The 22484-nt window shown below is 65.3% G+C and carries 18 protein-coding genes and 1 pseudogene; 16 read left to right on the forward strand and 3 right to left on the reverse strand.

All coding sequences use genetic code 11. The features are described from left to right. Positions 1–488 (forward strand): annotated as a pseudogene (locus tag V7050_RS05680) (DUF932 domain-containing protein); the annotation flags it as partial. 159 nt (positions 489–647) lie between these two features. On the opposite strand, the gene V7050_RS05685 reads toward V7050_RS05680, so the two are convergent. After that, positions 648–1121: a VOC family protein gene (locus V7050_RS05685; RefSeq protein WP_324410350.1), complete on the reverse strand. Its 474-nt coding sequence runs from the start codon at positions 1119–1121 to the stop codon at positions 648–650. A 249-nt stretch (positions 1122–1370) separates the two neighbouring features. On the opposite strand from V7050_RS05685, the gene V7050_RS05690 reads away from it, so the two are divergent. The 5 genes from V7050_RS05690 (at position 1371) to V7050_RS05710 (ending at position 7340) form a co-directional block, all read left to right on the forward strand. Then, positions 1371–3506 carry a ParB/RepB/Spo0J family partition protein gene (locus tag V7050_RS05690; RefSeq protein ID WP_324410351.1) on the forward strand — a complete coding sequence of 712 codons (2136 nt, stop codon included), beginning with the start codon at positions 1371–1373 and terminating at the stop codon, positions 3504–3506. A 154-nt stretch (positions 3507–3660) separates the two neighbouring features. Then, positions 3661–4704: a DUF7146 domain-containing protein gene (locus V7050_RS05695; RefSeq protein WP_324410354.1), complete on the forward strand. Its 1044-nt coding sequence runs from the start codon at positions 3661–3663 to the stop codon at positions 4702–4704. Between the two features lie 234 nt (positions 4705–4938). Beyond that, positions 4939–5856, forward strand: a complete 918-nt coding sequence (locus tag V7050_RS05700; RefSeq protein ID WP_324410356.1) for a DUF2493 domain-containing protein — start codon at positions 4939–4941, stop codon at positions 5854–5856. A gap of 127 nt (positions 5857–5983) precedes the next feature. After that, positions 5984–6523: a hypothetical protein gene (locus V7050_RS05705; RefSeq protein WP_324410358.1), complete on the forward strand. Its 540-nt coding sequence runs from the start codon at positions 5984–5986 to the stop codon at positions 6521–6523. 478 nt (positions 6524–7001) lie between these two features. Continuing rightward, positions 7002–7340 (forward strand): DUF736 domain-containing protein, encoded by a 339-nt coding sequence (locus V7050_RS05710; RefSeq protein ID WP_324410384.1) that lies wholly within the window; start codon positions 7002–7004, stop codon positions 7338–7340. 208 nt (positions 7341–7548) lie between these two features. Here the strand turns inward: V7050_RS05710 and V7050_RS05715 are convergent, their stop codons facing one another. After that, positions 7549–7887 (reverse strand): GIY-YIG nuclease family protein, encoded by a 339-nt coding sequence (locus V7050_RS05715; RefSeq protein ID WP_324410360.1) that lies wholly within the window; start codon positions 7885–7887, stop codon positions 7549–7551. Between the two features lie 579 nt (positions 7888–8466). Here V7050_RS05715 and V7050_RS05720 point away from each other — a divergent pair. From V7050_RS05720 to V7050_RS05750, 7 genes are all read left to right on the forward strand, one after another. Further along, positions 8467–9597: a cysteine desulfurase family protein gene (locus V7050_RS05720; RefSeq protein WP_324410362.1), complete on the forward strand. Its 1131-nt coding sequence runs from the start codon at positions 8467–8469 to the stop codon at positions 9595–9597. Next, a complete protein-coding gene (locus V7050_RS05725; RefSeq protein WP_324410364.1) occupies positions 9594–10493 on the forward strand; it encodes a DUF4007 family protein in 900 nt (299 codons plus the stop codon). Before V7050_RS05720 ends, V7050_RS05725 begins: the two co-directional genes overlap by 4 nt. Further along, on the forward strand, positions 10490–13876 hold the full coding sequence (locus V7050_RS05730; protein WP_324410366.1) for a hypothetical protein: 3387 nt from the start codon (positions 10490–10492) through the stop codon (positions 13874–13876). Before V7050_RS05725 ends, V7050_RS05730 begins: the two co-directional genes overlap by 4 nt. Continuing rightward, positions 13873–14673 carry a phosphoadenosine phosphosulfate reductase family protein gene (locus tag V7050_RS05735; protein ID WP_324410368.1) on the forward strand — a complete coding sequence of 267 codons (801 nt, stop codon included), beginning with the start codon at positions 13873–13875 and terminating at the stop codon, positions 14671–14673. Before V7050_RS05730 ends, V7050_RS05735 begins: the two co-directional genes overlap by 4 nt. A 158-nt stretch (positions 14674–14831) precedes the next feature. Further along, positions 14832–17210 (forward strand): sensor histidine kinase, encoded by a 2379-nt coding sequence (locus tag V7050_RS05740; protein ID WP_324410370.1) that lies wholly within the window; start codon positions 14832–14834, stop codon positions 17208–17210. Position 17211: 1 nt separating this feature from the next. Continuing rightward, positions 17212–19179 carry a hypothetical protein gene (locus tag V7050_RS05745; RefSeq protein WP_324410372.1) on the forward strand — a complete coding sequence of 656 codons (1968 nt, stop codon included), beginning with the start codon at positions 17212–17214 and terminating at the stop codon, positions 19177–19179. A 425-nt stretch (positions 19180–19604) separates the two neighbouring features. Continuing rightward, positions 19605–21116 (forward strand): DUF6880 family protein, encoded by a 1512-nt coding sequence (locus V7050_RS05750; protein WP_324410374.1) that lies wholly within the window; start codon positions 19605–19607, stop codon positions 21114–21116. Positions 21117–21130: 14 nt separating this feature from the next. Here the strand turns inward: V7050_RS05750 and V7050_RS05755 are convergent, their stop codons facing one another. Beyond that, on the reverse strand, positions 21131–21355 hold the full coding sequence (locus V7050_RS05755) for a helix-turn-helix domain-containing protein (protein WP_324410376.1): 225 nt from the start codon (positions 21353–21355) through the stop codon (positions 21131–21133). A gap of 149 nt (positions 21356–21504) precedes the next feature. Between V7050_RS05755 and V7050_RS05760 the strand changes: the two genes are divergently transcribed. The 3 genes from V7050_RS05760 to V7050_RS05770 all read left to right on the forward strand — a co-directional run. Further along, a complete protein-coding gene (locus V7050_RS05760; RefSeq protein ID WP_324410378.1) occupies positions 21505–21777 on the forward strand; it encodes a DNA -binding domain-containing protein in 273 nt (90 codons plus the stop codon). Between the two features lie 139 nt (positions 21778–21916). Next, positions 21917–22087 carry a transcriptional regulator domain-containing protein gene (locus V7050_RS05765; RefSeq protein ID WP_324410379.1) on the forward strand — a complete coding sequence of 57 codons (171 nt, stop codon included), beginning with the start codon at positions 21917–21919 and terminating at the stop codon, positions 22085–22087. A gap of 61 nt (positions 22088–22148) precedes the next feature. Continuing rightward, a partial coding sequence (locus tag V7050_RS05770; protein ID WP_324410382.1) for a DNA -binding domain-containing protein occupies positions 22149–22484 on the forward strand: 336 nt, incomplete at its 3' end.

Consider the following 22484-nt stretch of genomic DNA (forward strand, 5'->3'; position numbering starts at 1 on the left):
CCGACCTCTACTTCCGGGGCTTCTACTGCTGGAACTCCGAGGTGGGGGCCAAGACGCTCGGCATCGCCAGCTTCTACCTGCGCGCGGTCTGCCAGAACCGCAACCTGTGGGGCGTCGAGGACTTCCAGGAGATCACGATCCGGCACTCGAAATACGCCGCCTCCCGCTTTGCGCATGAGGCCGCCCCGGCGCTGACCCGCTTCGCCGAGTCCTCGCCTGCGCCCTTCATCGAGGGCATCCGCGCCGCGCGGGAGAAGGTGGTGGCGCGGAGCGATGAGGACCGGCACGACTTCCTGCGCAAGCACGGGTTCTCCCGCGCCGAGAGCGCCCGGATCGTCGAGACCGTGCTGGCCGAGGAAGGCCACCCGCCCGAGAGCGTCTTCGACTTCGTGCAGGGGATCACCGCGGTCGCCCGGTCGAAGCCGCAGCAGGATGCAAGGCTGGCAATGGAGGGAAAGGCGAAGGTGCTGCTGGACAGGGTGGCTTAGTCGCACCATTGCGGAGGTGGTTGCCGCGGCAGCCACCTCCTCCTTAACGCAGCATCAAGGTCCCCTTAGAGTCCAGATTGACGTCATTCGGCATTGCGTCGATTGGCGGAATTCGATTTCGCGCCATCGACAGCGCGACGCCTGCATCCCAATCTGGCTTTAAGTGCGGTATTGCTTGTCCAGCTTCTTAAGGTCTGAATCATCCACGGGACGGGTTCGAAGGCTCTGAGCGAAGCGCAAAACATAGCCATCCGGGTCCGCAATCATAAACTGACGCCGAGTGTCCATGCAGTCAGTCTTCCAGATATCCATATCATAGATTGCCAGGAGCGGCATTGCGCCGCATGCCAAGACCCCTTCGTACATTCTGTCAACATCAGGAACCATGAATTGAAAGTTGACCCCTCGCCCGTAGGGCTGGGCCATTTCCTGCGGCAGCCACGGCGCCCATTTTCCATCCAGATGCCAGTGAGCAATCATGATTTGTGCTCCATGGAGCGTCAGATAGGCATGAGGATCATTCCCCCTACGCTGGGCGATCTCGAACCCGAGAACCGCGGTGTAGAACTCCATCGAAACGTCGAAGTTCGAACACCAAAACTCCGGCACCAGCGTTTGGATCTCGAATGCCATCCTGCCCTCCGAAACAGCTCTCAGCCTCCTTGTGGCACGTCAAGCGCGGTTGAGGTCAAGGAAAACCTCGGCTGCGTATGAGAGCAGACCCTCTCCATCGATGCGAGGGCGGGCTTGTCCCGCACAAGGGATGCTGCGGAGCAGACATTCGGCACGCCGCCCCTCCAGAGCCAGAGGAGGCCGTGTCCTTCGTGACGGGTTCGGAGGTCGGGGGAGTGGCCCCCGGCCGGCCCGTCGCGGAGAACCCCGATGGCCCGGAAGACCCAGACGCACCCGAAGATCACCCTCAGCGCCTCGCGCGACATCCCCTTCGACAAGCTGCGGCTCAGCCAGTCCAACGTCCGGCATGTGAAGGCCGGCGTCTCGATCGAGGAGCTGGCCGAGGACATCGCGCGGCGCACGCTGTTGGCCTCGCTCACCGTCCGGCCGGTGTTGGACGAGACCGGCGCCGAGACCGGAATGTTCGAGATCCCGGCTGGTGGGCGGCGCTACCGGGCGCTGGAGCTGCTCGTGCAGCAGAAGCGCCTCGCCCGGAATGCACCTGTACCCTGCATCGTGCGCACCGACGGGCTGGCCGAAGAGGACAGCCTTGCCGAGAACGTCCAGCGCGCGCCGCTGCACCCGCTCGACCAGTTCCGGGCCTTCCAGGCGATGCGCGACAAGGGCCGCAGCGAGGAGGAGATCGCCGCGGCCTTCTTCGTCTCGGCCAGCGTGGTCCGGCAGCGGCTGAAGCTCGCCGCCGTCTCGCCGGTGCTGCTCGAGGCCTATGCCGAGGAGGCGATGACGCTCGACCAGCTGATGGCCTTCACCGTCAATCCGGACCCCGCGCGCCAGGAGCAGGTCTGGGAAGCGCTGCAGCGGCACTACACGAAGGCCCCGCACGAGATCCGGCGCATGCTGACGGAAGGCGCGGTGCGGGCGTCGGACAAGCGGGCGCAGTTCGTGGGCCTCGACGACTATGTCGAGGCAGGCGGCGCGATCATGCGCGACCTGTTCCAGCAGGATGACGGCGGCTGGCTGCAGGATGCGCGGCTGCTGGACCTGATGGTCGGCGAGCGGCTGGCCGAAGAGGCCGCCGCCGTGCGGGCCGAGGGCTGGAAGTGGGTCGAGGTGGCGCCCGACTTTCCCTATGGCCACACCTGGGGGATGCGGCGGCTGCGCGGCGAGGCCGAGCCGATGAGCGCCGACGAGGAGGCCGCCCACGCCGCCCTTCGCGCGGAATACGACGCGCTCGAGGCCGAACATGCCGATGCGGGCGAGTTGCCCGAGGACGTCGACATCCGGCTGGGCGAGATCGAGACGGCGCTGGAGGCGCTCGAGGCGCGCCCCTTGCGCTTCGATCCCGAAGAGCAGGCCCGCGGCGGGGCCTTCGTAAGCATCGACCCCTCGGGCCGGCTGCGGGTGGAGCGGGGCTATGTCCGGCCCGAGGACGAACCGGCGCCCGAGCCGGAACCCGAGGCGGTGGCTGCCGAGGCTGCCACTGGTGACGCGGTGACCCATGCGGATCCGGGCGAGGCCGACGGCGCCCCCGTCGAGGAGGAGGACGAGGGCGAGCGCCCGCTCTCGGATCGGCTGATCTCCGAGCTGACCGCGCATCGGACGCTGGCCCTGCGCGACGCGCTTGCCCGCGACCCCGAGGTGGCCCTGGTCGCGGCCCTGCACGCGATGGCGCTGCGGCTCTTCTACCGCTACGCGCTCGACTCTTGCGTCGAGATCGAAACGCGCAGCGCAGTTTTCGGCACACAGGCGCCGGGGCTCGCCGACATGCCCTATGCGCAGTCGGTCGAGGCGCGGCACGAGGCCTGGGCGCAGCGCCTGCCGAAGGCGCCCGAGGAACTGTGGGATCTGCTGGCGGGTTTCGACGCCGACAGCCGCGCGGCGCTCTTCGCCCATTGCGTCGCTCTGACCGTCAACGCGGTGCACGACCCCTACCACCGTCGGCCCCGCGCGCTGGCGCATGGCGAGGTGCTGGCCAAGGTGCTCGGCCTCGACATGGCGCGTGCGGGCTGGGCAGTCACGGCCGCCAACTATCTCGGCCGGATCACCAAGGCGCGCATCCTCGAGGCGGTGCGCGAGGCCAAGGGCAGCGAGGCGGCCGACCGCATCGCCGGGTTGAAGAAGCCCGAGATGGCGGCGGCGGCCGAGGAGCTGCTGGCGGGCACCGGCTGGCTGCCGGAACTGCTGCGGACCAAGCCCGTTCCGGCGGACGAGGCCCCGGAGATCGAGCTGATCGACGCAGGGGACGACCCGTCCGAACCCGCGCCCGACACCATCGTAGCGCAATCGGCGCAGGACGGCGGCGAAACGGCCATGTGCGATCCGGAGGCTACGGGTGAAGATGAGCCCGTCACCGGCGAAGACTTCGCGCGCACCGCAGCCGAGTGATCCGCCGGGGTCGGGAAGGAGTTACCGTCGCAGGCTGGTCCGTAGACCTTCGCCGATACGACGCTCACCCCCGACCTTTCCGATCCCGGACACCTGGGGGCTGCCGGAAACGGTAGCCCCCTTCTTTCGTGCCGTCCGACCAGAGGTGCCGCCGATGGAAAGCCCCGCCGCCATGCTGGCCCGCCGCCTCGCCGAAGATGCCGAGGCCGTCTGCCGCCATTACCTGCCCAATGGCCGGCGGCAGGGCCGCTACTGGATCGCGGGCGATGTCGAGAACAGCCGAGGCCGCAGCCTCTATGTCCGCCTGACCGGGCCGACCTCGGGGCCGGGGGCGGCGGGGCGCTGGACCGATGCTGCCACTGGGGCGTTCGGAGACCTGCTGGATCTGATCGCCGCCAACCAGCGCCATGGCTCCCTGCGCGACACGCTGGACGAGGCGCGGCGCTTCCTGAGTCTTCCTCGCCCCGTGCCAGTCGCGACGCTTGCTGCGCCTGCACCCACGGGCTCTGTGCAGGCCGCACGCCGCCTGTGGGCCATGGGCCAGCCGATCACGGGTACGCTCGCCGAACGCTACCTCGGCGCGCGCAGCCTCACCGATCTCGGGGCGCTTTCCGTGCTCCGCTTTCACCCAGAGTGCTTCCATCGCGGCGAGCACGACCCGCCGGATGCACCACCGCAACGCTGGCCCGCGTTGCTTGCGAAGATCACCGATCTCGACGGGCAAATGACGGGCCTGCACCGGACGTGGTTAGACCCGGACACCGCAGGCAAGGCCCCGGTGATCCCGCCGCGCAAGGCGATGGGGCACCTGCTTTGGCACGGCGTGCGCATCGGCACGGCCACGGATGTGCTCGCCGCTGGCGAAGGCCTCGAGACCATGCTCACGCTCCGCCGTGCCTTGCCGGTCCTGCCCATCGTCGCGGCGCTCTCGGCCAGTCATCTCTCGGCCCTGATCCTGCCCGCGGCCCTGCGCCGCCTCTACATCGCCGCCGACCGGGACGCCGCCGGTCTTGCTGCGACCGACACGCTCGCCAGCCGCGCCGCCGCCGAGGGGATCGAGGCGGTCCGCCTGCTCCCGCGTCTGGGCGATTTCAACGACGACCTCGTTGCGTTCGGGCTGCTCGATCTGCGCGCGCATCTCCGCCCGCAGCTGGCGCCCGAGGATGCTGCCACGCTCCTTACGCAGCACGGCGACTGACCCGGGTCTACCGTACGCGCCCCGGTCACCTTCCCCCGTCAGAGCCCCCGCCTCCGGACCTTCCGAGAGGGGCGAGACGGAGCAGAGCCCGGGCAAGCCCGCAACGGCAAGCCGTCCTCCGCTACGCTCCGGCCGCCGCATGCGCGGCGGTGCAGGCCCGTCCGGCCCCCGCTGTCCCGTCGCCCGGGAAGGCCCGCGAGAGGCGCGGGTCAGACAGCAGGGGAGACCCCGACCATGACCGAGATCCAGACCCGATCCACCACCGCCATCGTGCTGGAGCAGCTTCAGCTTTACGGCCACCGCCCCTTTGCCGACGAGCCCGACCCGCGCCCGCTGCCCGAGCCCGACACCCTGCACGGGGCCGTCGCCGACATCCTCGACGCGCTGGTCGCGACGCTGTCGGACACCCGCCTCGAGCCCGACCTCGAGGATGCGCTCTGGCAGGCTGTGAACCTCTTCCACCGCATGGCGACCCGCGTCGAGCGCGACCTCGACGCCAACGAACAGGCGCAGCGGCGGTCGCAGCGGGAACAGGACGGATCGGAAATCCGCTCGGTGGAACTCGAGACGCTGATCGCCGAGGGTCTGTCGCTGATCGAGCGGCGCAACGCCTGGGAGGCGATGCGCGATCTGGCCGCCGAGGGCTTCGAGGCGCATCTCGGCCAGGTCTGGCACCCGCGCAGCGGCAGCCATGTCCGCCACCGCAGCCTGACTGCCGCGCTGATCGACAGCCGCGACCACCTCGCCGCCCGGCGCCGGACCGAGTTGCAGCCGCTCATGCCCGCGGGGCCGAAGATCGCCTTCACTGGCGGGGCCGATTGCGCGGACCATGCCGCGATCTGGGATGCGCTCGACCGGGTGCGCGCCAAGCATGCCGACATGGTGCTGCTGCACGGCGGCGCCCCGCGCGGGGCCGAACGCATCGCCGCTGCCTGGGCCGACAATCGCGGCGTGACGCAGATCGTCTTCAAGCCCGACTGGACGCGCCACGGCAAGGCCGCCCCCTTCCGGCGCAACGACCAGCTCCTCGAGGTGCTGCCGATCGGGCTGATCGTCTTCCCCGGCTCCGGCATCACCGACAACCTCGCCGACAAGGCCCGCGCGCTCGGCATCCCGCTCTTCGACTTCCGGGCGAAGCCTGCTCCGGCCTGATCCGCAGCGGCAACACGCCGCCGACGCCCGCGCCGGTCCCTCCCGGCGCGGGCCGCTTTCTGCTATGCTGAACACGCGTCAATCGGAGGGGGTGGCGGCGCGATCCTTAATCAAAAGGAGCCATCCCATGCTGGCCTCGGCCTTCCTCACCGCCTTCGGTCTCGGCGCCATCTGCTGGCTGCTGTTCACCCTCGCCGTCTATGCGCTGCCCTTCTGGCTCGGCCTCTCTGCCGCCTTCTGGCTGCACGCGACCGAACAGGGCATCCTCGCTGCGATCCTCGGCGGCCTCGCCGTCGCGGGCGGGGTGGCGATCCTCGGCGAGATCGTCTTCGCGCGCCTGCGCTCCGTGCCCCTCCGCCTTGCGCTCGGTCTCGTCTATGCCATCCCCGCAGGCCTCGCGGGTTTCCATGCCAGCAAAGGCCTCTCCGCGCTCAGTGGTACCGGCGAGGCCGCGGGCCTCGTTCTCGCCGCCCTCGCCGCGCTGTTCATCGGGGGTACGGCCTTCGCCCGCGTCGCCGGCTGGCCCGAGGCGGGCGGCTTCGCGGGGGACGCCGACAGCGGGGAACAGGCCGCGCCTGGAGGCGTGGGTGGTCTCCCGGCACCACGATCAGGTGTCGGATCGGTAGGCAGATCGGCAAGGCGGCATCGGCATCCCGCCCGAGGCTGAGAGGGTCGCGGCCCCGAGGGGCCGAATCGGCTTCGATCAACGCCAAATCTGCGTGGTCCCGAACTGTGGTCCCAGAGGTTTGGGTGGATCATGGCTGACCGGGACGAAGAACCCCACCCGCCGCCTGCACGCCGGTGCCTGTCTTCGCGCGACGCCCGGTGCCGGGGACTTGTGCGGTTGCCATGTGGCCTGTGAGCTTCTCCTCCGGGGTCCGTTCCCGCATCCTGCGCGGCCTCTCAGGTGGCTGATCTGACCGGGACCGGCTGACGCCTCGACCGCCTGGGCCGCAACGGCGCGTCCGGAATTTCTTCCCCTGGCGGGTCCCCCGCCATTCCTCGCGGGACAAGAAAGACCGGCCTTGCCGTCCTCCGCTGGCGCTGCGGGCCCGAACGGGCTGCGTCGGCGGATCGTCCCGGTCCTGACGATCGCCATCGAGGCCGCGATGGGCGCGGGCTCGGAGAGCCAGGAGGAAATCGACATGGCCACCATCGGAACCTTCAAGAAGTCCGGCACCGAATTCGTCGGCGAGATCGTCACCCTGAGCGTGCAGGCCAAGGGCGTGCGCATCGTCCCCGAGGACAGCCAGCCCACCGCCAACGCCCCCTCGCACCGCGTCTTCGTCGGCCGCGCCGAGATCGGCGCCGCCTGGTCGAAGCGCTCGGCCGAGGGCCGCGACTACCTCAGCCTGAAGCTCGACGACCCGAGCTTCACCCAGCCGATCTACGCCAACCTCTTCGACGACACCGTGATCGAGGGCGGCGAGGAGACCTTCTCCCTCATCTGGTCGCGCCCCACCACCCGCCGCAACGGCGACTGACCGCGACACCGCCCCGCCCGGAACAATCCGGGCGGGGCGGGCCACATCCTCCTGCACCCTGAGCCGCCCCAGTGAGCGCGGCACCCAGGAACGTCGTGCTCCGGCCCAGAGCGGACGCTCGGCGAGACCCTTGCTGCATGGCGACTTTCTCTTAAGCCGCGCTTCAAGGCGCGTGCAGCAAAACCCTTCGCTGCCTTTGGCCCGAGAGCTACGGCCGTTCATTCGCGAGCGCCGACCTTATTTGATCAAGGGGCGCGTACGCGAACTCCCCGCCAAGCGACCAGCCTTCAGCGTCGCAGACGTCGAGGAGTCTGCGCTCGAACCTGTGTGCCTCGCCGCCGTTCGGAAACATGCGCATTCCCAGAGGAATGTATCTGATCAACGAGCTCGGCGGCAGGTCGGAAGACAATTCAGCGATCCGGCGCTCGAGGTCCATCGTCCGCCCCAACTTCACAAGCCTGAAGCCGTCTTGAATGGCGGTTGACGGTGCGAGCGTCTCAAGCAGCCCATCGATCAGGAGGAGATAGACGCCGGTGGCCCCGTCCACTATCAACCCCGATCGCACCCCGAATGCGGGCATCGGCCCGCGGGAGCTGTGTGCTGGCGGCCTCAAGTTGCCGCTGGAGGCAGAGCGCCTGATCCTTGAGACCTCGGCCTCGAGCCCCGCCCGGTCGCCAACGAACTCCTCCCAGACGACGCGGTCAATCGCCCCGCCCTTGCGTAGTCCCGCGTTGCGGGCCGCCGGGGTCTCCGGATCCTGTTTGGGAAGTTGCGTAGGCGCATAGCTATGCCCGCGGGATTGCGGAACGACGGCAGCACAGCGCGCCCGTCGCGCCGACCGATGGTACGAAGCACTGCCGATAGGGCGATAACCTCGGGGTGTGCCTTCTCGGCCCGCGGCGCGTTCAGATACGGGTCCATTAGCAGGATGGTCTCATCACGAGACCAGTCCGGATTCCGCCCCTTGGGAGTCGGCCCCGGCGAAACCTCCTCGTCCAGAGAATCCATTGGCTTCCGCCCTCTTCAATGCCATCGACGGAAAGCGCCGGGTGAACGCAATTGTCTGATGACCTCTGAATCCTCGTCGTATAGCGTATCCGCAAAGCGTTCCGGAGCTGGTGACGAATTGACAATCTATCTAGACAATATGGCCGCCACGCCAGTCGACCCGAGGGTGGCGGAACGCCACCGCGCGTCGATGACCGACAACCCAGCGAATGCCCACAGCTCGGAACACTCCCTCGGTGTAGACGCTAAGAAGGCGATCGACAAGGCTTCCTCGGTGCTGATCAGCGCGCTCGGCTGCGACGACAGCGAGATCACCTTCACGCCTGGCGCCTCTGCCGCGTTGTGGCTCGCTGTCGAGGACGTGATCGGGCGTGTCGTTGGCCGGCCGGCACGGATTGCAGCGACCGAGACCGAGCACCCAGCCCTGCTTGGTGCTCTCCGCCGAGCGGAACGCGACGGGCGCGTAACGCTCGCGATGATTGCGGTCGACGAACACGGCGCACCAAGGATCGATGCCGTCGAGCAGGCGCTTAGCCGGGGCGCCGACCTGCTGTGCACGATGTCCGCAAACAACGAGATCGGCACGATTACCGACATCCCTTTAGTGGCGGCAGTGGCGCGGCATCACGGTGTCCGGCATCTCGTCGACGCCAGCCAATCCGCCGGACGGATCGAGATGTCCGGTGTCCTCGACGCCGACCTCGTCGTCGTCAGCGGTGCGAAAGCCTATGGGCCACGACGCGCAGGCGCGCTTCTCGGAAAACTGAGCGGTCACGCTGCCCAGTTGGCCCACGAAGTCTTCGGAAGCCCCGACGCGCCTGCAGCGGTCGCGCTCGCCTACGCCATGTCACTCCGCGCATCCGAGCGCGAGGTCGACGAGCGGCGGCTTGCTGCGATGCGCGACGCGCTGCAATTGCACCTCGTTGACGCGGTCCCGGGGCTCCGCGTCAACGGCAGTCCGTTCGCGCGCCTAGCCGGAAGCCTACACGTGTCCACTCCACACCTTCCTGGTGAAGCCGTTGTCGCCCGGCTCTGGGGGCAGGTCGCCCTGTCGACCGGGGCTGCCTGCCAATCGGGCGTGCCGGGTTCCTCACATGTGCTCTCTGCCATGGCCCTTCCCGAATGGGCCCAGGAGGGAGCCGTTCGCATCGGAATCGGTCGCTTCAATACCGAGGACGAGGTTGCACAGGCCGGTGAGTTGATCGCCGCCGCGCTGAACGCAGCTACGCCCGTACGGAGACACGCATGACACTCGCTACCGTCCGCCCACGCTTCAGCGGGCACGAGACGTTCGCCTGCCGCTTCGCCTGGCTGCCCAAAGCCGTCCGTCTGATCGCTCGGGATCCGAAGGCGCTCTCCGACGATAAGCGTGCGATCCTTGAGTTAGGCCTAGGCAAGAACATGGTCCGCGCGCTCAGATTCTGGTTGGAGGCGTTCGAAGTCGCCTCTGCGAAGGCTGGCGCGTGGTCGCTGTTGCCGTTCGGCGAAGCGCTGTTCGGCGACGATGGCCTTGATCCCTACATCGAACGCGTCGAAACGCAATGGCTGCTCCATTGGCGTCTCAGCACGGCGATCGAGAACCCGTTGTTCGCTTGGCGGCACATCCTCTATCGCCGGATGCGTCCCGACTTCACGCGTTCCGAGCTTCTAGCCGAGATGCGCACCGAGGGAGAGCGGCTCGGCTACGAACACTCCGACGTCACTCTGCTCCAGCACGCCGACGTTTTCATCCATAGCTATCTCGGTTCGCTCAATCCCGCCTCGCCGGAGGACGCACTCGACGGTCCGCTCGTCGATCTCGGCCTGCTCCGGCGGCTCGGTCGACGTCGCGGGGCCGATCGCATCGAGCCCGTGTTCACCCTCACGCGGATCCCGATCGGCGAGATCGGCGGCAGTGTCGTGGACTATGCGATCGCCAGCTATTGGACCGCGCGCCGCGCAGGCGAGTCCGTCGTGACCTTCCGCGACATCGCCTACGGTGAGGGTTCCCCGGGGGCGACACTGCGTATGGAGACGGACGATCTGCGCGACCATCTCGAGCGTTCGCCGGCTCTCTGGTCCTACCGCCCTTCAGGCGACGCCGGCAGCGTGACAGCAGTGGCAGACCTCGACCTCGCACACCTCCTGCGGGAGATTTACGCGTGAGCAAGACGACCATCTTCGATCTGCTGGGCGCGCCCGGCATGTTCTACCGCTCTGTAGCGCTCGAGCGCGATGCCGGCGATGCCGCGGCCGGACATTCGTTCGTCATGACGCCGTGGCTCGAGCGCGGTGCAGCTGAGATTCTGTCGGGCATGCAGCCAGGCGGAACGCGGCGAGCCTGGCGGATGATCGGCGACTTCGGTGTCGGAAAGTCTGCGCTCGTCCTCGCTATCGTCCAGGCACTCGACCCGCGCGTGTCCAAGCCGGAGATGCCAATGCGGCGCCTCGCCGAGACAGTCGGCGGTGTTCCTCGGATGTTCCCGCTGATTGTCACAGGATCGCGGGACGGACTGTCGGCAGGCCTAGCCGCGGCGATCGCGCAAACGATCGAGACAAAAGGCCTCGTTCAGCCGAAGCGGGCAGCCAAGCTGGCGAAGATCGCCGACCCGTTCGATGCCATCACCAAGCTGCGCGACGCTCTCCGTGAGACCGGCGCGTTCGATGGCCTACTTCTGGTTATCGACGAGATGGGCAAGTTCCTGGAGGCAGCCGGCGAGCAGGAGGGCTTCGACGTCTTTCGGCTACAGTCACTCGCCGAAGAGGCCGCCAGAAGCGGCGACGCGCCGCTCTCGGTAATTCTCATCCTTCACAAGGGATTCCGGTCCTACGCCGAGGACTGGCGCATCGCCCGCCGAAGCGAATGGGAGAAGGTGGCAGAGCGGTTCGATGAGATGGTCTTCGATCACCCGCTGTCGCATACCGCCGCGCTGCTATCGGCCGCCCTGTCAGTCGACGAGACGGCGATCCCGGCCAAGGCCCGAAAGGAGTATCTGGATACGGTCGAGCGGGTGCGCGCGCTCGGTTGGCTGGGTCCACGCAGCGGGAAGGGGACTGGCGGCTGCTGGCCCATCCATCCGGCAGCCATCCCGGTGATGGCGCGGTTCTTCGCGACCTTCGGCCAGAACGAGCGGTCGCTATTCGGCTTTGCCGCCAGTGAGGAGCCGAGTGGGCTCCGCGCGTTCGCGGAGGAGACACTCGCCACTGAGGGTCTTTACGGCATCCGGCACTTCTTCGACTATGTCGCTTCGTCGTTCGGCCACAGGATGACGTCGCGCGCTGGTGCCGGCGAATGGTCGCGGATCAACGCCGTGCTCGACCGGGCCACCGAAGCGGATGCCGTCGAGAGCGCGGTCCTCAAGACGATCGGCATCTTGAACGTGCTCGACGCCCCTGACCTCCCCGCAACGTGGGATGGCGTCCGCGCGACCCTCGCTCCGGACTTCGAGACCGATGAAGTCGAGGCGGCGCTTGACCGTCTCGTTGTCGGAGGGCTTGTCTTCCGCCGGCCCGGTCGCGCCGAGCTCCGGCTGTGGACCAGCCGCCGCGTCGACCTGTCCGCCATCTGGTCCGATGCCGAGCGGGAGATTGATGCCCGGAACGTGATCGACGAGTTGCCGCGCCATCTCTCCAGCCTGCCGGTCAGACCCCACGTGCTCGCCCGCCGTCACTCTGTGACGACGGGCACAAATCGCCGCTTCGCCGTCCGTTGTACCCACACTTCCGCCCTGCAAGGCTATGGCGGCCACGGGAACGCCGACGGCGGGATCGTCGCGGTCCTGTGCGGCAACACCGAGGATCTCCGCATAGCCCGCGCGTGGTGCGCCGAGATAACGAGCGTGGACGACGCGATGATCGCTATCGCTGTACCGCCGATAGCCGATCTCGGCCATGCGATGGTCGATCTGCTCCGGCACCGCTGGGTCATCACGAACGCCTCCTCTTTGCAGGAGGATGCCCACGCCACCGCCGAGATCGAACGAAGCATTGGCGACTTGGAGGCGCGCTTGGTCGCCTCAATTGAGGCTACCCTCGGTCTACGCGGCCACGCGCCGCCGTGCCCGCTCGACGTCTTCTGGAGGGGCGAAGCCTCTCCCTTGGACGGCCCTATCCACGCGCTGGTGTCGACGCTGTGCGACAGAATCTATGACCAGGCTCCGCTTGTCGAGAATGAGCTGGTGAACAAGCAGTCGCTCACTTCGGCTGGCGCAAGTGCGCGTCAGCGGCTGATCGAGAAGATGTTCTCCGACGCGCATGATCCGGAACTCGGATTCGCTGAAGGCAAGAACCCGCCGGAGCGAGCGCTCTACCTGTCGCTGCTGCGGCGCGGGGGCCTACACCGCGAGCGGGCCGGTACGTGGACGATCGCGCCGCCAGAGCAAGGTGAGGACCCACTTCGGCTGGCGCCAGCGCTCTCGGCGATCGACGCCTGCCTCTCCGGTTCGGAGGAGCGTGTGCCCGTCCCTGCCGTCTACGCTGCGCTGGAGGCGCGACCGTTCGGTGTGCGTCCTGGCCTCGCGCCGCTGCTCATGGCTGTGGTGCTCGCCGCTTCAGGCCACCGCGTTGCCCTCTTTGAGCGGGGCACCTACTGCCCTCGTATTGACGGCGCTGCGTTCATGCGCATTCTCAAGTCGCCCGAGCACTTCTCGCTGCAGCTTGTCGCACTCGAGGGCATCCGCGCCGATGTGTTCCGGCGCTTGGCGGAGTTGCTCGACCGCCACCCAGAGGAGTCAGGCATCCGAACCGTGGTCGATCCGCTGATCCGCTTTGGTGTCGACCTACAGTTCCACGTCCAGTACACCGCAGCGATCAGCGCGGAAGCCCGCGGCGTGCGAGGTGCGCTTGCCAAGGCCCGCAGCCCGGTCGACTTGGTCTTCAATGACTTGCCCGTAGCTTGCGGGATGGAGCCCTTCGGCCACGACAAACGGCCGGACGTGACCCGAGTCAACGAATTCGTCGCCCGGCTCGACGCCGCGATCACCGAACTGCGCAGCTGCTATCCGAAGCTGCTTCAGGAGATGCGCCAATTGGTGCTCGAGACCCTGGGCGCCAAGGACCGCGCGTCGCTTGCCGAACGCGCGGCCTCCCTGACGTTCCGCCTGACGGAGCAGCACCTTCGCACTTTCGCGTTTCGCCTAGCCGATAGAGGACTATCCGAGGAAAAGTGGATCGAAGCCTTGGGTGGCGCAATCCTGAGCAAACCGCCGGTCCGCTGGCTCGACCACGACGTTTCAACATGGCGGTCGCGGCTAGCAGATGTCGCCTCGCAGTTCCGGCGCGTCGAAGCCATTGCATTCGGAAAGGGCGAATCCAAGCGCAACGCGGTTCGCGTGTCCCTAACTCGCGTCGATGGTCGGGAGCGCGCAGTGATTGTCGACATTGACGACCTCAGTGAGGATCAGTCGACCGTGCTAGGCGCGATCGAGCGCATGGCGATCGAGGCAAACCTCAGTCTGGACACGGTGGCGGCGATGCTGACACTTGAGAGCATGCAGAAGGATAAGGACATGGACCTGGGCCTGCACGAAGTGGAGCGAGAGCACGGATGACTCGCCATGTGTTGAGCCTGTCGGGTGGGAAGGACAGCGCGGCGCTAGCAGTATACCTGCGCGATCGTGTGCCGGAGATGGAATACATCTTCCATGACACGGGCAAAGAGCTTCCCGAAACCTACGACTACATGGCCCGGCTGGAGAGCATCCTCGGTCGGGAGGTCACCCGCACCACGCCCGACGACCCGTTCGAGCATTGGCTCGCTGTGTACGGCGACATGCTGCCGTCGAACCAGCGGCGCTGGTGCACGAAGATGCTGAAGCTGAAGCCGTTCGAGGCCTATATCGGCGACGATCCCACCATCAATTACGTCGGCCTTCGCGCGGACGAGAAACGTACCGGATACATCAGCACCAAGCCGAATATTGTCGCAGTCTACCCCTTCCAGGAGGACGGCTTGGTTCGCGCGGACGTGATCAGGATCCTTGAGGACAGCGGTCTCGGCCTTCCGCCCTATATGGAATGGGGCCGCTCGCGCTCGGGCTGCTACTTCTGCTTCTACCAGCAGAAGATCGAATGGGTCCGCCTGAAGCGAAAGCATCCCGAGTATTTCGAACGCGCCAAGGAGTACGAAGTCCGCAGCGCTGCGGTCAGCAAGAGCTTCACTTGGTGCAGCGGGGAATCACTGACTGAGTTGGAACAGCCTGATCGGATTGCACAGATCGAGCGCAACCATGAAGCGTCGATGGCTAGGCGAGCGGCCAAGCGTGAAAACCTCCCGCTGTCGGCGGTGTTGGGTGGAGCGGAGATCGACGAGGAGGAGCCTGAAGGATGCCTGATCTGCTCGATCTAGGAGCGTCTACAATCTCAGCACGCTTAACCCACGTTCATTTGATACACACCCCGGGTGTGACCAATGTTGCAACTGGAAGCGCCGCCGACAAATTTTCTTTGAGGAGGCGCTTCAATATCATGGTTAATAGTATCTCCACTTCAATTGGCAAATAGGCCATGTCCTTCACCTTCGCAGCACGAACCCTATTAGAATTAGGGAAGGAGTTGATTAGCTCGGACGAGGTCGCCCTCTACGAGCTGATCAAGAATTCTGTCGACGCGCAGTCGCCAAATATCCGCATCGTTGCGCGCGTAGTGCTTGACAATTCGGGACTGCAGCAGGCGCTGGACACGATTAGGGGTATCGGAAGGGATCCGAAGCTGCCCCCCGCGACCGTGAAAGAAGTTCTTGCACTCATTAGAGCCGCCAAACCCGACAACGTGACGGATGAGTACTTCGCTGCGTTTATGGCGGAACTGGAATCGGCGAAGGACACTGGTGCGCTGACCAATCGACTACAAGAGGCTTACAGACAGCATAATTGGCTGGAGATTCGCGACTACGGCTCGGGTATGTCATTGGTTGATCTCAGAGATATCTTCCTGCGAATCGGTACCAGATCGCGTCGGGCCGATAATATCGCTGGAGGACAGTATCTTGGCGACAAGGGTGTTGGACGCCTTTCTGCAATGCGACTTGGGGAGCGGCTAAAGGTCACGACGACTAAGTCGGGCGAGCGGACATGGCATGAACTGGATATCGACTGGCGACAATTCTCGCACGACCGTGAAATGGACATCAATGAAGTCGCAATCACACCCATCGATGGCGAGTTGAAGAGCGACCCAGCTGTCCAAGGCACGACCATCCGCATCTCAGACCTTAATGGGCAGTGGAGCTTGGATCGCTTTCGGGAGCTGTTGCAGGGCAAGATTGCACGGATGATAGACCCGTTTGAGCCGGGGGCCGCCAACCGGCTCCTGGAGGTGCACCACAACACCACGCGGGTCCTAGTGCCTTCCGTTCCTCAGTCCCTGCTCAAGGCTGCGCACGCTTCTGCCCGCGGCGAGTTCAAGTTTGAGGATGGCGAACCGGTGCTTGCGGGCACTGTTGCCTACCATCGCTACGGGCAATTCCGGGACCTTAACCAGCGCGGAGCGGAGATCTATTCCATCACTCAGCAGGGGGTGAAGCGGCGGGGCAAGAAGGGCCACGCCGCGTTTCAGAATGTCGCGATCAGGCCCGACGCACTAGCAGGGCTTGGGCCCTTCAAGTTTGATATCTACTGGTTCAATCGACGCATCGTTGAGCCGGTGCCTTCGCTCACCGGAACTGCATCTGAGACAAGGGACCAAGTTGCGCAGTGGTCGGGCGGCCCGATGCTCTACCGCTATGGCTTCCGCATCCTGCCCTACGGCGAGCCCCAAGATGACTGGCTGAATCTTGACGTGGTTGCCTTCGGTGAATCTGGATTTAAGCTCAACCGACAGCAGGTAATTGGCCGCGTACGAGTCTGGTCGCCCCACACCGCACTCAGCGAGCAGACCAACAGACAGGGTCTCATAGACTCGGATGCGGCGAGCGCCCTACGCACAATCATGATGTGGGTGCTGCATGTTGAACTGCGGAATCTAATTAATGAGATAGACAAGGCAGAACAGCTAAGCAAGCGGCAGGCAGAGGAGAAGGCACTGGCCTTCCGCGACACGCAGCACGAAGTCGAGCGGGCGGTTAGCGAGCTTCGTGCGAAACTGGATCCTTCCGCGAGGCCTCTTGTGGACCGTGTCACGCGAGGCGTGAACACGCTGGCAGAACAGTGTGCGGCCTTAGTCGGACGCGTTGACGCCGCCGTGAAGGAGGTCACCGACGAGCGAGAAAAATTTGTCTATCTCGCCGGCATCGGCCTGATGACTGAATTCATTTTCCACGAGCTTGACCGTGCGGTCGGGCATACGCTGAGGCTTCTCCGTGACACACGCCGGGACGACAGCGGAGCCAATCTACGGGCGCTGGAGGCGCAGCTCATCACTCTGCAGAAGCGCATATCGGAATTTGATGAACTCACCGGCGAGAGGAGGCAGTCGAAAACTGCCTTCGATCTGGCGGACGTGGTCAATGACGTGCTCAACAGCCATGGTAATGAGTTTAGACGCCATCGCATCGAACTGGAGAAGGACACGCCATCCTGGCGGATCAAGGCCAACAGGGGGATGGTTATTCAGATACTTGAGAATCTCCTCGCGAACTCCGTTTACTGGCTGAAGCAGCAGGAGAAGTATCAGACAGGCTTTGAGCCAAAGATCTGGGTGAGGATCGATCCGTCGGCAAAGATCGTTACGGTCGAAGACAATGGTCCTGGAATCACACCGGAGCGAAAGGAGTTGATCTTCCAGCCATTCATCACCTCTAAGCCTGCTGCGCAAGGGCGTGGCCTCGGGCTCTATATCTCGCGGGAACTGGCGCAGCATCATGACTGGCAGCTTTATGTGGATTCTGACCTCGGTCTTCATCGGGCTGGCCGGTTAAGTCGTTTCGTTTTGGATATGAGCCCATAAGATGGAACACGAGGCACGCGTAAAGACGGCCATTGAGCAGGGCGGCATTCTCAGCGTGATTGTCATCGATGACGCGTTCGATCCGCCAGCCGTGGGAGACGAGGACGCGGGTCCGCTCATGGACCTACTCACAAAAGGGGAACACGAGGTCGCCCGCCAACGTTCAGGGCTTACTTCGGAGGAGATTGGCTCCGCGATCGAGGCCCTGCAGAACACCGAATATGCCGAAGAGGCGGTCACCAGTGTAGTTGCAAAAATCTACGCCAAATACGTCGAGAGCTTTGAGTCGATATATGATCCTGCCGGCCGCTTCAACCTGCTCAAGGGCTCGAACCTGAGCTTCGTCCGTCCACTTCTCAGGCTGCTGAGCAAGTGCAATGGCGTCAGGGTCGTACGGATCGGCTCGAATGATGCCGCCGCGGAACTCGGCGCCGAAGAGGCGCAGGTTGTGTTCGTCGACTACTATCTCGATCGAAGCTTCAATCAGGATTCGGATCCAGATGGACAGCAGGGCGAAGCGGCTCGTGCGGCGTCAATCCGCGTGCTTCGAAGCGTGCTAGACGCGCAGCCGGGTACCGGTCCTTCGGTCATGCTGATGTCCTCCCATGCCGTCGCAGATCGGGCGCCGGACTTTCGGAAGGAAGTGCGTGGCGGCAAGAATCCTATCTTCGCAAGCCGGTTTCAGTACATGGCCAAAGAAGATCTCAAGGAGGAGCGGGACGGTAGCATTGAGATCGCACCTGGTGCGGCAGATGCTCTTCTCGATATCGCGCAGAGGCACGCGTTCGCAGGTGCGATCGAGGACGCCCTCACGCACTGGAAGAAGGGCGTAGATACTGCCCTCGAAAGCACTTGGACTACGATCACAGAGCTTGAGCTTAAAGACTTCGCCTACTTGTCCCGCTTCCGGCTTGCCGAAGAAGGGCAACCGCTCAGCACCTATCTCGAATGGTTCTTTAGCGAAGTTCTCGTGGATGCGATCGCCCGTAGCGTGGCTTGGGACGTCCCGAGTTGGGCCGTTCTGGATGCTGCCGGCAAGAAAGGCAATCCCGGCAGTCAGATAGAGGGGGCATTCGACGGTCCGACAGGTGCCGTAGCGAAGCTCTATTACCGCGCCCGTGTAGACGAGCGTCCTGATCGTCAGAATAGGGACATGCGGGTGGGCGACATCTATATCGGTACGGAGCCCGGTGAGGTACTGGCGGTAGTCACGCCGGAATGCGACTTGGTTGCACGCAAGAATGGCAGACGTGCCGCACCTCGGCTAACTGTCGTCGGCGGCAAGCTGCAACCATTGTCGGGGCCGGACACTTCGGTCTCGGACTTTCTAATTCGCGACAACGAACTGGTAAATGTCCTCTGGAACACAAAGGATGTGCGAACGATCGAGTACGGGAGTATCGGCATCGAAGGCGGGTACACGCTTCTAGGCACGCTTCGGCCCCTATATGCCTATGAATTGCAGCGACGAGTGTTGAACGAGCTCGGGCGGATCGGTCTGGCAGTGGCTCCGGCTATGGCGATCAATGCGAAGGCTAGCGTAGTTGTTCGAGGCAAGGACGGCCCGCTCAAGCTCGAGCTCGGCGACGGCGTCGACGCTTCGTGCGCCGTCCTCCCGAAGCGAGGCGGCACTGACAAGCCGCGGGTCATCTATCGCCGCAGCTTCGTCAATGGGCTGCTTGAAAAACTGAGCCAAGCGAAGGAAGAAGTGCACGAAGATGCACAGGGCGTCCTAACCGAGCTGCTGCAACCGAAGAAGCAGGAAGAGTTCCGCCAGAAGCTTTTGCGTAATGGTCAGTTGGACGGTGAACTCGCCAGCGGCATAACCACAACACTCGCGCCAGAGCGCACGGGAAGTAAGGCCCCTTGGTGTCAGATTCTCGTGGAATTTCAGCGAGAGGATGCGGAGCCTATTCCGACGGATGACGAAGCAGATGCATCAACGTTTGATTGCCTGAAAGAAGCTTAGCCAAGCGTACTGGGAGGAGGGGAGGCGGCGTCGCCTACACACGAAAACCGCGGACCGAGCGAGATTGGCCATCGGGCGCTGACCTGAACTGATCCTGATGGGCCGTGCGCGAATGCGCCAAGGAGTTGCAGCTGACTACTGACGAGTGGAACGATCCTCGGTCGGAGTGGCATGACTGGCGCGAAGCCCACTGGGACAATTACATGAATGAAGCTAGGAGTGCTACACGATGAACGAATGGCTGTTCTGCTAGATTACCGTGGTCGCGATGCCGCACCGCCGTCAGGCTGCTTTCCGCCCACTGCGTCGCCCGGAACCACTGCTGTCCGCAGCGGCTTGGCACCAATGAGATCGGCTACCGTACTGTGCAGACCCGAAGTTTCGTGGGGTGGACGACCTTCTGGCGTCCCGGATAAACAACTCGAGTGACACGCAAACCCGACCTTTCACCTGAATCGCTCGAGGCCCTTGGCGCGCCTCGCCTCGCGGCGCTCATCGCCGAGGAGGCCTCCGGCAATGCCGCTTTCAAACGCCGGGTGATGGCGGCGCTGGCGGGGCGGTCCGGGGCGGGGGCGGTGGCGAAGCTGATTGATCGGCGGCTTGCAGGGCTGGCGCGGGCGCGGGCGTTTGTCGACTGGGACAAGGAGCGGGCGTTTCGGGATGATCTTGCGGCGCTGGTCTCGAGCATTGCCACCGAACTTGCAGCCGCCGATCCCGAGATGGCCGCCGACCGCCTGCTGCGCTTTGTCGCGACCCATGAGAGGGTCTTCGAGCGGATCGACGACTCCGGTGGCCGGATCCAGGGTGTCTATGCCGAGGCCATCGGCGCGCTGGGTCCGGTCGCGGCGCGCATGTCGGCTGCTGAGACCGGCGGTCTGCCGGCGCAGATCATGGCCGCGCTGGCGGAGAGCGAGCATGGCTACCTGCCGAAGGTGGCGGACCAGGTGATCCCGCATCCGCAACCCGCCGCGCGCGCCGAATGGGATGCCGACCTCGCTGCGCGCATAGCCGAGCGGCATGACGCCGAAGCCGGGAAGCGGGCCTCGGGCCGCTGGTTCTATTCGATGACGGATCAGTGGCACCGGATGCGGCAGGCACTGGCGCGGGCCGGGGGGGACCTCGATCAGGTCATCGCGCTGGAACGCGAGAAGCCCGAGGCATCGCGCGACAGTCTCGGGATTGCTGCGCAGTTGCTGACCGCCGGGCGCGCGGCCGAGGCGCTGGACTGGGTGCGAGCGGGCGACGCGCGGCGTCACAGCGTGCTGATGGGGCTCGATGGCGAGGACGAGACCGATGCCAGCCCTGCCGTGCAACAGGCGCTACTTGAGGCCGAGATCCTGACCGCACTGGGGCAGGTCGACGCCGCGCAGGCCTTGCGCTGGCAGCGGTTCGGCGAAACACTGGCACCCGCGCTGCTGCGCGCCCATCTCAAGGCGCTGCCGGATTTCGACGACATCGAGGCCGAGGAGGCCGCATTCGCGCTGGCGCTCGACCACGCCGATCCGGTGGCAGCGCTGCGCTTCTTCCTCGCCTGGCCGCGCGACGATCTGGCCGCGCGGGTCGTCATCCGGCATCACGAGGCGTGGTCTGGGTCTGACTGGCACATCCTGCCGCCCATCGCCGACCGGTTGCAGCATGAGAGCCCGCTGGCCGCGACGATCCTCTACCGGGTGCTGCTCGACGACATCCTCGCGCGCGCCAGATCGAAGGCCTATGGCCACGCGTCAAAGTACCTCGCGGCCCTTGATCGGCTCGCGGCTGCTAGTGAAACCGCCGGTGATCGGCCTGCCGATCTGTCCAGCCATGCGCAGTACCGCGAGGGTCTGCGCGCAATGCACGGGCGCAAGTCCGGGTTCTGGGCGCTCGTGGAGGGCCGGGTCACGCGTGACGTGCCGGTGCTGCGCAGTGGCCGCAGACCAAGCTGGACGGCAAGGTGAGTGCGCTTCCGGCGCTACGGTTCCGGAGGATCACGGTATTCGAGCAGCAATGCCGGCTCGACATCGAGCACAAGCGACAGATGCCAGAGCGTGTGGATCGTGACATTCTGCTTGGCGCGTTCCATGGAACTGATATGCGCGCGGTCGATGTCCAGCTTGGCGGCCAGCGCCGCCTGGCTCAGACCGGCGCGCTGTCTGTAATGCTTGAGATTTCGGCCAAAAACCGCGCGGATATCCATCCGCCAGTAAAGACCGCATCGCGTATTTTCGTGCGACGCACTATAATACGCGTAGCTGGAAGCAGGGTGCCCAACGAGCGGCGCGCTTGCAATCCGGGGGCGTCCCGGAGGATGGTAGAGATGCGTCCGGACGGGCGCCAAGAGGAACCATGTCTGCAAGCAGGACCATACCCACTGCCGCAGTCGTACCCTGGGACGATGCCCTGACCGACTACGACCGTGCGCATTTCGTGCTCTACATGCGGCTCATCGATGCCGAGGACAGCGGGGCGACGCTGGCCGAGATGGCGCATGTCCTGTTCGAGATCGACGCCGAGGCCGAACCCGAGCGCGCCCGCATGGCCGTCGAAAGCCACCTCGCGCGTGCGCGCTGGATGACCGAGGTCGGCTACCGCCTGCTGCTGCAGGAACGCGACGGATAGGCGGAGAATGCGCCTCGCGAGGGCGCTTTCGGCAGATTCACGCTCAGGTTGAGATTTCGCGGCGGTGCAGCGATGGTCGCACCGGCGCCCGCGCGCTACCTTCGTCGGTGTTCCGAGAAACGTGCTGCGGAGCTTCGCCATGACGCGGGATTGGCAGGACCGGCATGCCTATGACGTTTTCGACGAGTTCGATGTGTCGGGCCTCGCCTGGGAATGCTTGCGCCGCAACACCCGTTACCGCAAGGAGTACCCCCTGATGGACAGGGGGCATCTCTCCCCGTCCAGCTGGGGGTTGCGATTTCCCGGCTGATCCAGCGCAGGAAGCGCCCCGCGCCCCGGTGTTCTGGATCCCCAAGGCAGCCCCGGCCGCGGTGACGCTGCTCGCGCGTGTCGACGGATCGGATTCGGTCACGGTGACGCTCGATCCGGACAGCATCGACATTCGCCGCGAGGCCGACGGGCTGCTGCTCCTGCGCCTGAAGACCGGCGAGCTGCTGGCCCTGCGGCCATCGGACCTGCGCAAGCCGGTGGGAATCCTCCTGCCGCTCGATGACCGCTGGCCCGCGCGACAGGCGAACGCCGGGCGGCTGCGCGCCCGGCTTCTTGGCCTGCGCGCGCCCCCCGATCCGCTGACCCTGCAACAGCGCCGCCGCATCGCGATGGCGCTGCGCGCGCTGGATGCGCGCGAGGCGCAGGCGGGCCTGCGC

Source organism: Amaricoccus sp. (genome assembly GCF_036846665.1).
Taxonomy (GTDB): domain Bacteria; phylum Pseudomonadota; class Alphaproteobacteria; order Rhodobacterales; family Rhodobacteraceae; genus Amaricoccus.

Excerpts from the sequence above, each read along its gene's own strand:
- V7050_RS05685 (WP_324410350.1), bottom strand. The coding sequence starts at position 1,121 with ATGGCATTCGAGATCCAAACGCTGGTGCCGGAGTTTTGGTGTTCGAAC.
- V7050_RS05690 (WP_324410351.1), top strand. The coding sequence starts at position 1,371 with ATGGCCCGGAAGACCCAGACGCACCCGAAGATCACCCTCAGCGCCTCG.
- V7050_RS05695 (WP_324410354.1), top strand. The coding sequence starts at position 3,661 with ATGGAAAGCCCCGCCGCCATGCTGGCCCGCCGCCTCGCCGAAGATGCC.
- V7050_RS05700 (WP_324410356.1), top strand. The coding sequence starts at position 4,939 with ATGACCGAGATCCAGACCCGATCCACCACCGCCATCGTGCTGGAGCAG.
- V7050_RS05705 (WP_324410358.1), top strand. The coding sequence starts at position 5,984 with ATGCTGGCCTCGGCCTTCCTCACCGCCTTCGGTCTCGGCGCCATCTGC.
- V7050_RS05710 (WP_324410384.1), top strand. The coding sequence starts at position 7,002 with ATGGCCACCATCGGAACCTTCAAGAAGTCCGGCACCGAATTCGTCGGC.
- V7050_RS05725 (WP_324410364.1), top strand. The coding sequence starts at position 9,594 with ATGACACTCGCTACCGTCCGCCCACGCTTCAGCGGGCACGAGACGTTC.
- V7050_RS05735 (WP_324410368.1), top strand. The coding sequence starts at position 13,873 with ATGACTCGCCATGTGTTGAGCCTGTCGGGTGGGAAGGACAGCGCGGCG.
- V7050_RS05740 (WP_324410370.1), top strand. The coding sequence starts at position 14,832 with ATGTCCTTCACCTTCGCAGCACGAACCCTATTAGAATTAGGGAAGGAG.
- V7050_RS05745 (WP_324410372.1), top strand. The coding sequence starts at position 17,212 with ATGGAACACGAGGCACGCGTAAAGACGGCCATTGAGCAGGGCGGCATT.
- V7050_RS05755 (WP_324410376.1), bottom strand. The coding sequence starts at position 21,355 with ATGGATATCCGCGCGGTTTTTGGCCGAAATCTCAAGCATTACAGACAG.
- V7050_RS05760 (WP_324410378.1), top strand. The coding sequence starts at position 21,505 with ATGTCTGCAAGCAGGACCATACCCACTGCCGCAGTCGTACCCTGGGAC.
- V7050_RS05765 (WP_324410379.1), top strand. The coding sequence starts at position 21,917 with ATGACGCGGGATTGGCAGGACCGGCATGCCTATGACGTTTTCGACGAG.